Source organism: Acidovorax sp. CF316 (assembly GCF_000276605.1).
Classification (GTDB): Bacteria; Pseudomonadota; Gammaproteobacteria; order Burkholderiales; family Burkholderiaceae_C; genus Acidovorax.
Genome location: NZ_AKJX01000048.1, coordinates 1 through 10,787 on the forward strand (window position 1 = coordinate 1; position 10,787 = coordinate 10,787).

Genomic DNA, 10,787 nt, shown 5'->3' on the forward strand with positions numbered 1-10,787 from the left:
GCGTTGGCGGCCGCCGATCTTCTTGCCCTCGGACACTTCGGTCTGCACCACGTGGCCCTGCATGTCGAAGCGCAGGTTGGGCGTGCTCTTGGTGTTGGTGAGGTTGGAGCCGGTCAGGTCGGCGCTGCCGCCCAGCAGTTCGGGCAGGGCGGCGGTGAAGGCTTCCAGCGCCAGCTGGCTGGCCTTGCGGCTGGCCACGGTCTCGCCCTTGGTGTGGGCGGCGACCACGGTGTCCACGGCCACCTGGGCGAAGTTGGCGGGCAACTGGCCCTGCATGCGGCGCGTCAGTTCGGCGGCCAGTTCGGGGAACGCAGCGGTGTAGGCAGCAAAGCGCTCGTTCCACGAGGCTTCTGCGGCCTGGCCGGTGTCCTTGGCATTCCAGGCGCCGTACACGTCTTCGGGGATGCTGAACGGCTCGTGGCTCCAGCCCAGGGCTTCGCGCGTCAGCGCGATTTCCTCGGCGCCCAGGGGCTCGCCGTGGGCCTTGGCGGTGTTGGCGCGGTTCGGGCTGCCCTTGCCGATATGCGTCTTGCAGACGATCAGCGTGGGGCGCTCGGTCTGCTTCTTGGCGTCGGCGATGGCCGCGGCCACCTTCTCGGCGTCGTGGCCGTCGATGGGGCCGATCACGTTCCAGCCGCTGGCCACGAAGCGCAGGGGCGTGTTGTCGGCGAACCAGGGGGCGACCTGGCCGTCGATGCTGATGCCGTTGTCGTCGTACAGGGCGATCAGCTTGTTGAGCTTCCAGGCGCCGGCCAGAGACACGGCTTCGTGGCTGATGCCTTCCATCAGGCAGCCATCGCCCAGGAAAACGTAGGTGTTGTGGTCCACGACGGCATGGCCGTCACGGTTGAATTCCGAGGCCAGCAGCTTCTCGGCCAGCGCGAAGCCCACGGCATTGGTGATGCCCTGGCCCAGCGGGCCGGTGGTGGTTTCCACGCCAGGGGTGATGCCCACTTCGGGGTGGCCGGCAGTCTTGCTGTGCAGCTGGCGGAAGTTCTTGAGTTCGCCGATCGGCAGGTCATAGCCCGTGAGGTGCAGCAGCGCGTACAGCAGCATGGAGCCATGGCCATTGCTCAGCACGAAACGGTCGCGGTCGAACCACTGGGGGTTGGTCGGGTTGTGTTTGAGGTGGCGACCCCACAGGGCCACAGCCATGTCGGCCATGCCCATCGGGGCGCCGGGGTGACCGGAGTTGGCTTGTTGAACGGCGTCCATGGCCAGCGCGCGGATCGCGTTTGCCATTGGTTGGTTTTGCAGGGTGTTGGCCATGGAAAGAGCGGCTCCGGGTGGGGGAGGTTCAGGGGAAACCCGCTATTTTACCGGTGAGCGCCCGAGAACGGTTTCCGCTGGTGCAAACACGTCTTTGTGCCTTGGTGGCCGGGCAATGCACTACAGTGCGGCTGATGCAAGGACTGCACCTCACCGCCGACCTCCATGGCTGCCGCTGCGCGCCTGAATGGCTGCTGGATTCCGCCGCCCTGGGCCGCGCCTGCACGGACGCCGTGCGCGCCGCGGGCCTGCAGCCCGTGGGCCAGCTGTTCCATGCTTTCCCGGCCACCGCCCAGGGGCCCGGGGGGGTCACGGCCACGGTGCTGCTGGCCGAGTCGCACCTGTGCGTGCACACCTGGCCCGAGCAGCAGGCCGTGACGCTGGACGTCTATGTCTGCAACTTCGGCGCCGACCATTCGGGCCGGGCGCGCCATCTGATGGACACGCTGCTGGCGCTGTTCGATCCGGTCAGCGTACAGCGCCATGCGCTGCAGCGTGGTGCCGTGGACACCGCTGCCGTGGAGGTGGCCGCGTGAGCGCCGCAGCCCAGGTGCCGGCCCTGCTGCTGGCCGCCGGCCGCGGCGAACGCATGCGGCCCCTGACCGACACCGTCCCCAAGCCCCTGCTGCCGGTGCAGGGGCAGCCGCTGCTGGTATGGCACCTGCAGGCCCTGGCCGAGGCCGGTGTGGGCGAGGTGGTCATCAACACCGCCTGGCTGGGCGAGCAGATCGAGGCCCACTGCGGCACCACCTTCGGCACGCACCATTCGCGCCGGGGCAACCACCGGGTGGAGATCGCCTACTCCCGAGAGGGTCGCGACTTCGGCGGCGCGCTGGAGACGGCGGGTGGCATTGCGCGCGCGCTGCCCCTGGTGGAGTCGGACGTCTTCTGGCTGGCTGCCGGGGACGTGTATGTGCCGGACTTCGTGTTCGACACCCGGGCGGTGCAGGCCTTCAAGGCCAGCCGGCAACTGGCCCACCTGTGGCTGGTGCCCAACCCCGAGCACCACCCGCGCGGCGATTTCGGCCTGTCGCCCGAGGGGCTGGCGCTGAACCTGCCAGCGGACGATCCCGCTCCCCGCTACACCTACAGCACCATCGCGCTGCTGCATGCCGAGCTGTTCTTCAAGCCCTGGTGCGATATTCCGGTGGGCAACCCGGGTGGTCTGAAAGCGCCGCTGGCGCCGCTGCTGCGCCGCGCCATGGACGCGGGCCGCGTGGGTGCCTCGCTCTACACGGGCCGCTGGACCGACGTGGGCACGCCCGAGCGCCTGGCCGAACTCAACCGCTGAACCCTTGTCGGGTCATTGGCTGGCCGCGGCCGCGTGGGCAGGCTGCACGGCAATGGCGGTGCCGTTCTCGCAGGCACGCAGCAGCCATTCGCTGGGGCGAAAGCGCGCTTCGGGCCCGTCCGGGGCGGGCTTGCCCACTTCCGCCTGCACATCGTAGGGAATAGGGGGGACCTGGAACACCGCCATCTGCCCCTTGCGGCAGGCCAGTGCCGGCACCAGCTTGTGCTCCACCCAGCCCTGGGTGTTGCTGTCGAAGCGGTAGACGGGACCCAGCGTCTGGTCCTGCGCCAGCTCCAGGCGCAGGGGCAGGGTCTGCAGCGCGCTCACCCAGGCTCCTGCGATCTGCACGGGCTGGGCAAAGCGCACCGACTCCAGCCCGTGCAGAGCGACCGGCTTGCCGGGCTCGCCCTTGTCGAAGGGGTCGTTGCGGTTGATCAGGCTGCCTGCGGGGAGCAGCAGCTCACCGTACTGGAAATCTGCGGGCAGCACGAAGCGCTCCCTGCTGGCGCGCACCACGGCGCCGTGCTGCCGCGCCTGCTCCGTGCGCACGGAGAGGTACCACTTCAGCAGGATCAGCGCATGGCACAGCAAGGCCACGGCGCACAGGATCTGCAGTGCGCGCCGGGTGAGCATCCACTTCTGCGGGATGTCCACGAAGCGCACATAGGCGGCATACACCAGCAAAGCCCCCGTCAGTGCCAGCCCCAGCACGGGGAGCAGCAGCGTGAAGATGAAATTCAGCAGGGATGCAAGCAGGTTGAGCATGGTGCCCAAGTCTGCCACGCCCCTGGCCAGGGCGGCCGGGCCGGCAGGGAGCTGCGTGGCGCACAAGCCACGGCGATGGGCAGCGGGCCCGGTCAGGCCGGGCTATGCCGCGCGCGGCCGCAGGCTCACTCAGCGGCGTGGCTGGCAGGCGTTGGCGCGGCCTGCGGCGGGCTGCCCAGCATGCCGGCCAGGCTCTGTGCCATGCCGGTGATGCCTTCATTGGACAGGCCCGCGTCCTTCATCACCGCGTCCACGATGGGCTTGGCGATCTGGTACTGCAGGGCCGAGTTCAGGACCTGCTCCGGGAAGGTGCCCTGGGACCCATTGCCGCCCAGCCCCGCGCCCTGGCTTCCCGCGCCACCCGGCAGGCCGCCGACCTGCACGATGCGGATCGAGTCGATCTTCTCCATGGGGCGCACGGCCTGGGCGATGATCTGTGGCAGTTGCTGCAGCAGCAGGCTGCGCACCTGCAGGTCCACCTGGGCGGCCGACAGGGTGTTGAGCGCTTCGTTCAGCGCGCGCTTGCCCTCGGCCTCGGCCAGGGCCGCGGCTTGGCGGGCGCGGGCCTCGATGGTGATGGCCTCGGCGCGGTCCATCGCGGCTTCCTTCTCGGCCGATGCCGAGACCCGGATCGAGATCGCGTTCTGCTCGGCGTCCTTGGAGGCCTCGATCAGCTGGATGTTCTTGTCGCGCTCGGCCACGGCCACCTGGCGCGCGGTGTTCACGGCTTCCTCGGCCTTCACGGCTTCGGCACGCGCCAGGTTGGCGGCGGCATCGGCGTCGGACTGCTCGCGCGACTTGGTGGCGATGGCGATCTGCGTGTCCTGGCGCGCGATCTCCACCTGCTTGCGCTGCTCGGCGCGCTTGGTCTCGGTGTGGCGCTCGAGTTCGATCTCGCGCGTCTGGATCACCAGGTTCTTCTCGATCTCGGCGGCCTTGATCTCGCGCTCGGCCTCGATGCGCTTCTGGCTCACCTGGCGCTCGGCCTCGATCTTGGCGGCCTCGGCCTCGCGGCTGCGCTCGGCCTGCTGCGTGGCGATCAGCGCGGCCTGTTCGGCGCGCGTGGTCTCGATCTCGCGCTTTTGCGACAGCGAGGCGAACTCCTGGTCCTTCTCGATGGTGAGCTTCTGGCGCGTGGCCTCCAGGTCCTTGGTGCGCACCTGCACCTCGGTGTCCTGCTCCACGTCGTTGCGCTGCTTGCGGCGTGCCTCGGTCTGTTCGGTCAGGCGCGTCAGGCCCTCGGCGTCGAAGGCGTTGTTGGGGTTGAAGAACTGCTTTTCGGTCTGGTCCAGGCTGGTCAGCGAGACGGATTCGAGCTCCAGGCCGTTCTTCTCCAGGTCTTCGGCCACCGCGTTCTGCACGGCCTGCACGAAGTCGCGGCGCTTGTCCTGCAGCTCCTGGATGGTCATGGTGGCGGCCGTGGCGCGCAGCGAGTCCACGAACTTGTCTTCCACCAGGGCCTTGAGCTCCTCGGGGCTCATGGTGCGCGCGCCCAGGGTCTGGGCGGCGATGCTCACGGCCTCCTCGGTCTGCTTGACGCGCACGAAGAAGGCCGCCGTCACGTCCACGCGCATGCGGTCCTTGGTGATCAGGCTTTCCTTGGCGCGGCGCACCACCTCGAGCTTCAGGGTGTTCATGTTCACCAGCACGCGCTCATGGAACACCGGCAGCAGGATGGCGCCGCCATCCATGATGACCTTCTGGCCCCCCAGGCCCGTGCGCACGAAGGCGGTCTCCTTGGTGGAGCGCTTGTACAGGCGCGCAAAGACGATGCCGATGGTCAGCAGCGCCAGCAGGGCGATGCCGGCAATCGCGCCCAGTTCGATCAGGTTGCTCATTTCTCAGTCTCTCCCTCGGTTGGTGTTGGTATGTTGATGGCAATGGACGGCTACATCAACCCCGGATGCGGGTTGACAATGCAGCGGTAGAAGGCCCCGATCTTGCGCACGATGAGGATCTGCGCGCCTTCGTCGAAGACCTCGTCATCCAGGTCGGGCTCGACCATCAGGTAGTGGGTGCGGCCATGGGCATCGCGCACCCGCGCCTGCGCCGCCAGGCCGCGGCGCGCAGCGCCGGCGGAGACCACGCCCGGCCGCCCGATCAGCGACATCTCGCTCACGGCCGAGGTCTCGTCGCGCGGGATGATGTGCGCGATCAGCGAGCCCAGGCTGCGCACTGTGGCCATGCCGGGTGCCACGGCCACCAGGCCGGCGAGCCAGACCGGCAGGTAGCCACCCAGCAGGCCATGGGCCACCTTCTGCAGGCTGTAGCCGAAGATGGCATAGCCCGTGAGGAACAGCACCAACAGCACCAGCGAGGGCACCTTGCCGATGTACAGCCAGCCCAGCACCCGGTCCAGGCCGGTGTCGCCATCGATGTCAGGCAGCAGATCGTCGAGCCAGTTGCTCGGGCTCAGCGAGACCAGCATGCCCAGGCCCTCGATCAGCGCGATGCCGACAATGAGCGCAAAGGCCACGCCGAAGGGCCAGGTCTCAGGGGCGGTGAACAGGGAGGTGATCACGCGTGCCCCGTTTTCAGGCGTGCCATGCGCTCGGCGATCTTGTGGTCGCGCACCAGGTCGTCGAGCTCCTTGAGCTTGGCCGCCTGGTCCAGCGTGTGGCTGCGGTCGGTGCCGGCCAGGCCGCTCTGGCGCGCATATACGCGGTCGAAGGCGTCAGTCACGGCATCCATGCGTTGCTGGACCGCGTTGGCACCGCCTGGGGGCACAGGGGCGGCCTGGGCTGCCGCCGTGCGGCTCTGGCGAAAGGCCTCCAGGGCAGAGGCCATCTCCCGCTGCTTGGCCAGCAAGGCGGCCACATAGCCGGTGAGCTCGCTTTCCTGCCGCGCCAGGTCGGCCAGCGTGGTCTCCAGCACCGGGATCTGGGCCTCGATGTCGAGCTGGCGCGCCACGGCGACACGCGCCAGGTCGTCACGGCCGGCCGCCAGGGCCTGGTCGATCTGCTCGGCCAGCGTGCCGTGCTGGCCGTTGAGGTGGGCATGCTGCTGCTGGGCCAGGTGGCGGTTGGCGCTGGTGCGGCCCAGTTCATGGCGCACCTCGCCGATCACGGTGTCGGCCTCGCGCAGCGACTGCTCCATCACCGCCAGCGGCGCATGGTTCTCCAGGTGGTCCACCAGCGCATGCACGCTGCCGGCAATGATGCGGCCTACGCGTGTCTTGAGCGAATCTGCCATCTCAGGCTCCTTTCGAAAGAGGGGATTGAATGGTCTGGGCCAGCTCCAGGGTTGCCGCGGCATGGCGCTGCACGACGCCCGGATCGTACGCGCTGGCCTGCGTGGTGGTTGCCTGGCGCAGCAGCATCTCACTGAGCGCAAAGCCCCGCCGCACCAGCAGGTCTTCGAGCCGGGCGGCCTCTTGCTCCGAAGCGGGCGCGTTGCTCACCACGATGGCCAGGCAGGTGGTGACGTGGTCCAGCATGGCGTTGAGCACGTCCGAGTGCCGGCCCGTCTGGCCCTCGGTGCGCACCAGCGACTCGCGCAGCCGGCCGGTGATGTCGCGCGCCCAGGCATGGGCCGCCACATAGTCCAGTGCACCGTCGTGGTGGCGCTTGAGCTGGCCTAGCAGCACGCGCAGCTTGTCGCTGTTGGTGGTGGCACCCTCTACCTGCAGCTGGGCCAGCCACAGGTAGAGGTCGCTCGGTATGCGGGCGGAGAGGGGTTCCATCGTGGTGGAGGTGGTGACCATGGCATCCATCCGAAGTGGGGTTGAATGCGATGGTATTCATATGAATACGTTTGTCAACAACTCTTTGGCGCCGCAGGTTTTTGGAATTGTTTGCAGGCGGGATGGCCTGCGGCACCGAGGGGCGGTGGATTCGCGATAAAAATAGCGCATGAACTCACCCTCCTCGCACTCCATCTATGCCCAGCGCCGCGCGCGCCTTGCTGCCCAGCTGGGTGCGGGGGGCATTGCCATCATCCCCACGGCACCCGAGTACCCGCGCAACCGCGATACCGACTTCCTGTACCGCCACGACAGCTACTTCTACTACCTGACCGGCTTCACCGAGGCCGGAGCCTGCCTGGTGCTCACGGCCGAAGGGCAGAGCACGCTGTTCTGCCGCCCCAAGGACCTGGAGCGCGAGATCTGGGACGGCTACCGCCTGGGCCCGGAGGCGGCGCCTGGCGTGCTGGCCGTGGATGCGGCGCACTCGAGCGCCGTGCTCGACGCACAGCTGCCGCGCCTGCTGGAGAACCGCCAGAGCGTGTGGTACCCCCATGCCACCCACAACGGCCTGGCTGCGCGCGTGGAGGGCTGGCTCAATGCCGTGCGCGCCCGTGTGCGCTACGGCGCACAGTGCCCGGCCGTGCAGCAGGACCTGTGCGGCCCGCTCGACGAGATGCGCCTCATCAAGGACGCGCACGAGCAGGACATCATGCGCCGCGCCAGCGACATCAGCGCCCGCGCCCACGTCCGTGCCATGCAGCGCTCGGCCCGCATGCTGCGCGCTGGCGAGGACGTGCGCGAGTACCACCTCGACGCCGAGCTGCTGTACGCCTTCCGCGAAGGCGGCTCGCAGTACCCGGCCTACGGCTCCATCGTGGCTGCCGGGGCCAATGCCTGCGTGTTGCACTACCGCGCCGATGCCGCGCCGGTGCGCGATGGCGAACTGGTGCTCATTGACGCCGGCTGCGAGCTCGACGGCTATGCCAGCGACATCACGCGCACCTTCCCGGCGAATGGCCGGTTCACCGGGCCGCAGCGTGCGCTGTACGACCTGGTGCTGGCCAGCCAGGTCGCGGCCGTGGACGCGACCCGCGCCGGTGCCCGCTTCAACGACCCGCACGACGCCACCGTGGCCGTGCTCGCCCAGGGCCTGCTGGACCTGGGCCTGCTCGACGCCAGCAAGGTGGGCAGCGTGCAGGACGTGATCGACAAGCGCGCCTACTTCCCGTTCTACATGCACCGCACCAGCCACTGGCTGGGCATGGACGTGCACGACTGCGGCAGTTACGTGGAGCCCGGCGAGGTCGACAAGACCACCGAGCGCAAGGACCCGCTTTCGGGCGAAACCATCCTCAACCGCCCGAGCCGCGTGCTGCAGCCCGGCATGGTGCTGACCATCGAGCCGGGCCTGTACGTGCGCGCCGCCGAGGGCGTGCCCGAGCAGTTCCATGGCATCGGCATCCGCATCGAGGACGACGCCATCGTCACGGCCACCGGCTGCGAGCTGATCACGCGCGGCGTGCCGGTGGATGCGGACGAGATCGAGGCGCTGATGCGCGCCTGATGGCCTGCCTACACGCTGGTGATGAGGTGGTCGATGAAGGCCCGCACGCGCAGCGGCATGTGGCGGGTGGCCGGATAGATGATCGAAAACGGCCGGGAACGGCCGCCCAGGTCCTGCAGCACCTCCACCAGCCGGCCCTGCCGCAGGTCGTCCTCCACGATGAAACGGTAGGTCTGCAGCAGCCCTGCGCCATGGCGTGCCAGGGTGACTCCGCCCAGCAGGTCGTCCGAGCAGGTGAGGTTGCCCGTGGTGCCGACATCGATGTCCTGGCCCTCTTGGCAAAAGACCCATGGCACGGCCTGCCCGGTGCTGGGCAGCACGAACTGGAGGCACTCGTGGGATGCCAGGTCGCCAAGGTTGCGGGGCACGCCCGCCGAGTGCAGGTAGCCCGGCGTGGCGACCACGACCAGCTCTGCATCCATCAGCTTTCTCGCGACCAGGCCTGAGTCGGCCTGCGCCCGGGCCCGCACGGCCAGGTCGAAGCCATCGGCCGTGAAGTCCACGTTGCGGTTGCTCAGCTGCACCTCGACCTGCACCTTGGGGTAGCGCGCGCGAAAACCCACCAGCGCCGGCAGCACACGGTAATGCCCCAGCGTGGTGGGCACGCTGATGCGCAGCTTGCCGGCTGGTTCTGCCTGCGTGCCGGTCAATTCCCGCTCGGCCTCGCTGAGGCGGTTGAGCGCCTGCCGGCATTGGTCGAAGTAGGTCCGGCCGCCATCGGTCAAGCGGATCTTGCGCGTGCTGCGCACGAACAGCCGCACCTGCAGGCGCTCCTCCAGCCGCGCAATGGAGCGACTCACCGCCGCCGGGGTCAGCCCCGCCTCCCGGGCCGCGGCTGTGAAGCTCTGGGCCTCGGCGGCCAGGCAGAACAGTTCGATGCTCCCGAGCATCACATCGCCGAATTCACGGGCCATGCATTACTCCATGTAATGGATGAAGTTAGTGATGGGCAGTTTATCAATCATGAGGTATTTAATAACCTGCGGTTTCCCGTTTTTGTCTTGACCAGGAAACCCATGACCTCTCCCATTTCCGTCGTTTTCCACAGTGGCTACGGCCACACCCGCGAAATCGCGAAGGCCGTCGCTGCAGGCAGCGGCGGTGTCCTGCTCGCCATCGACGAGCAGGGCGAGCTCGCCCCCGAAGGCTGGGCGCAGCTCGATGCCTCGCGCGCCATCGTGTTCGGCTCGCCGACCTACATGGCCAACGTGAGCTGGCAGTTCAAACGCTTTGCAGACGCCAGCTCCGCCGTCTGGGCGCGCCAGGGGTGGAAGGACAAACTGGCCGCCGGCTTCACCAACAGCGCCGGGATCAATGGCGACAAGCTCACCACGCTCTACACCCTGTTCTCGCTGTCGCAGCAGCACGGCATGCTCTGGGCGGGCACGGCCATGCCGCCGAGCAACACCAAGGCCGCGCTGCGTGACGACCTGAACTACCTGGCCTCCTTTGCCGGGCTGATGACCGCCACGCCCTCCGATGCATCGACCGACGAGATGGTCGCTGGCGACCTCGCTACGGCGCGGGCCTTCGGCGAGCGCATTGCACAGGTCGTGGGCCGCATCGGCTGAAAGGAGCCGCCATGCCCTACGTGAACATCCAGGTCACCCGTGAAGGCGTGACGCGCGAACAGAAGGCCGAGCTCATCGCCGGCGTCACCGAGCTGCTGGTGCGGGTGCTGCACAAGAACCCCGCGACCACGCACGTGGTAATCGACGAGATCGAGCTCGACAACTGGGGCGTGGGCGGCTTGCCCGTGGCCGAGTTCCGAAAGCGCCAGCCATGAACGCCGCCTCCGATTTCGCTGGCGTCACCGCCATGCTGAACACCTACTTCGATGGCCTGTACCACAGCGACACGGACCGGCTGGCACAGGTCTTCCATCCGCAGGCGATCTATTGCTGCGCCACCGAGGGACAGCTGCTGCATCAGAGCATGGAGGAGTACTTTCCCATCGTGGACCTGCGTCCTTCGCCCGCGAGCCTCGGGCAGCCGCGGCTCGATCGCATCCTGTCCATCGAGTTCGCCGGTCCGGTCACGGCCTTTGCGCGGGTGGAATGCGCGATTGCGCCGCGCCTTTTTACGGACTTCCTGACGCTGGTGCGGCTCGATGGGCGCTGGCAGATCGTGAGCAAGGTGTTTCACTTCGACGTGCTGGAGTGAAGGCGCGCCTGCGGGCAGGCGCGCCCATGGCAAAAGGCCGGTGCCCCTCG

At 68.2% G+C, this 10,787-nt stretch carries 13 protein-coding genes; 6 read left to right on the forward strand and 7 right to left on the reverse strand.

Going from position 1 to position 10,787, the window contains the following annotated elements; translation table 11 throughout:
• On the reverse strand, window positions 1–1,269 hold a 1,269-nt coding region (locus PMI14_RS05635; protein WP_007850964.1), incomplete at its 3' end, for a transketolase.
• Window positions 1,270–1,403: 134 nt separating this feature from the next.
• Here PMI14_RS05635 and PMI14_RS35515 point away from each other — a divergent pair.
• Both PMI14_RS35515 and PMI14_RS05645 read left to right on the forward strand, forming a co-directional pair.
• Window positions 1,404–1,805 carry an S-adenosylmethionine decarboxylase family protein gene (locus tag PMI14_RS35515; protein WP_007850981.1) on the forward strand — a complete coding sequence of 134 codons (402 nt, stop codon included), beginning with the start codon at window positions 1,404–1,406 and terminating at the stop codon, window positions 1,803–1,805.
• The gene (locus PMI14_RS05645; protein ID WP_007850984.1) at window positions 1,802–2,560 is read left to right on the forward strand and encodes a nucleotidyltransferase family protein; all 759 of its coding nucleotides are present in this window, start codon (window positions 1,802–1,804) and stop codon (window positions 2,558–2,560) included. Before PMI14_RS35515 ends, PMI14_RS05645 begins: the two co-directional genes overlap by 4 nt.
• A gap of 12 nt (window positions 2,561–2,572) precedes the next feature.
• Here the strand turns inward: PMI14_RS05645 and PMI14_RS05650 are convergent, their stop codons facing one another.
• From PMI14_RS05650 to PMI14_RS05670, 5 genes are all read right to left on the reverse strand, one after another.
• The gene (locus tag PMI14_RS05650) at window positions 2,573–3,325 is read right to left on the reverse strand and encodes a hypothetical protein (protein WP_007850987.1); all 753 of its coding nucleotides are present in this window, start codon (window positions 3,323–3,325) and stop codon (window positions 2,573–2,575) included.
• A 125-nt stretch (window positions 3,326–3,450) separates the two neighbouring features.
• The gene (locus PMI14_RS05655; RefSeq protein WP_007850989.1) at window positions 3,451–5,163 is read right to left on the reverse strand and encodes a flotillin family protein; all 1,713 of its coding nucleotides are present in this window, start codon (window positions 5,161–5,163) and stop codon (window positions 3,451–3,453) included.
• 50 nt (window positions 5,164–5,213) lie between these two features.
• Window positions 5,214–5,846 (reverse strand): YqiJ family protein, encoded by a 633-nt coding sequence (locus PMI14_RS05660; RefSeq protein ID WP_007850992.1) that lies wholly within the window; start codon window positions 5,844–5,846, stop codon window positions 5,214–5,216.
• A complete protein-coding gene (locus PMI14_RS05665) occupies window positions 5,843–6,517 on the reverse strand; it encodes a PspA/IM30 family protein (protein WP_007850995.1) in 675 nt (224 codons plus the stop codon). The genes PMI14_RS05660 and PMI14_RS05665 overlap by 4 nt, the downstream gene beginning before the upstream one ends.
• A 1-nt stretch (window position 6,518) precedes the next feature.
• Window positions 6,519–7,028, reverse strand: a complete 510-nt coding sequence (locus PMI14_RS05670; RefSeq protein ID WP_007850998.1) for a hypothetical protein — start codon at window positions 7,026–7,028, stop codon at window positions 6,519–6,521.
• Window positions 7,029–7,176: 148 nt separating this feature from the next.
• Here PMI14_RS05670 and PMI14_RS05675 point away from each other — a divergent pair, with 148 nt between their 5' ends.
• Window positions 7,177–8,574 (forward strand): aminopeptidase P N-terminal domain-containing protein, encoded by a 1,398-nt coding sequence (locus PMI14_RS05675; protein ID WP_007851000.1) that lies wholly within the window; start codon window positions 7,177–7,179, stop codon window positions 8,572–8,574.
• 8 nt (window positions 8,575–8,582) lie between these two features.
• Here PMI14_RS05675 and PMI14_RS05680 read toward each other — a convergent pair whose 3' ends face one another.
• Window positions 8,583–9,488, reverse strand: coding sequence for a LysR family transcriptional regulator (locus PMI14_RS05680; protein ID WP_007851001.1), 906 nt, complete (start codon window positions 9,486–9,488; stop codon window positions 8,583–8,585).
• 102 nt (window positions 9,489–9,590) lie between these two features.
• Here PMI14_RS05680 and PMI14_RS05685 point away from each other — a divergent pair, with 102 nt between their 5' ends.
• From PMI14_RS05685 to PMI14_RS05695, 3 genes are read left to right on the forward strand one after another with little or no spacing between them, the layout of a single operon-like run.
• Entirely contained in the window at window positions 9,591–10,145 is a 555-nt protein-coding gene (locus tag PMI14_RS05685; RefSeq protein ID WP_007851004.1) for a flavodoxin family protein, read from the forward strand.
• An 11-nt stretch (window positions 10,146–10,156) separates the two neighbouring features.
• Entirely contained in the window at window positions 10,157–10,360 is a 204-nt protein-coding gene (locus tag PMI14_RS05690; RefSeq protein WP_007851005.1) for a 4-oxalocrotonate tautomerase family protein, read from the forward strand.
• Window positions 10,357–10,737, forward strand: coding sequence for a nuclear transport factor 2 family protein (locus PMI14_RS05695; protein ID WP_007851009.1), 381 nt, complete (start codon window positions 10,357–10,359; stop codon window positions 10,735–10,737). The genes PMI14_RS05690 and PMI14_RS05695 overlap by 4 nt, the downstream gene beginning before the upstream one ends.
• Window positions 10,738–10,787: the final 50 nt, after the last annotated feature.

Excerpts from the sequence above, each read along its gene's own strand:
- PMI14_RS35515 (WP_007850981.1), top strand. The coding sequence starts at position 1,404 with ATGCAAGGACTGCACCTCACCGCCGACCTCCATGGCTGCCGCTGCGCG.
- PMI14_RS05650 (WP_007850987.1), bottom strand. The coding sequence starts at position 3,325 with ATGCTCAACCTGCTTGCATCCCTGCTGAATTTCATCTTCACGCTGCTG.
- PMI14_RS05655 (WP_007850989.1), bottom strand. The coding sequence starts at position 5,163 with ATGAGCAACCTGATCGAACTGGGCGCGATTGCCGGCATCGCCCTGCTG.
- PMI14_RS05665 (WP_007850995.1), bottom strand. The coding sequence starts at position 6,517 with ATGGCAGATTCGCTCAAGACACGCGTAGGCCGCATCATTGCCGGCAGC.
- PMI14_RS05670 (WP_007850998.1), bottom strand. The coding sequence starts at position 7,028 with ATGGTCACCACCTCCACCACGATGGAACCCCTCTCCGCCCGCATACCG.
- PMI14_RS05675 (WP_007851000.1), top strand. The coding sequence starts at position 7,177 with ATGAACTCACCCTCCTCGCACTCCATCTATGCCCAGCGCCGCGCGCGC.
- PMI14_RS05680 (WP_007851001.1), bottom strand. The coding sequence starts at position 9,488 with ATGGCCCGTGAATTCGGCGATGTGATGCTCGGGAGCATCGAACTGTTC.
- PMI14_RS05685 (WP_007851004.1), top strand. The coding sequence starts at position 9,591 with ATGACCTCTCCCATTTCCGTCGTTTTCCACAGTGGCTACGGCCACACC.
- PMI14_RS05690 (WP_007851005.1), top strand. The coding sequence starts at position 10,157 with ATGCCCTACGTGAACATCCAGGTCACCCGTGAAGGCGTGACGCGCGAA.
- PMI14_RS05695 (WP_007851009.1), top strand. The coding sequence starts at position 10,357 with ATGAACGCCGCCTCCGATTTCGCTGGCGTCACCGCCATGCTGAACACC.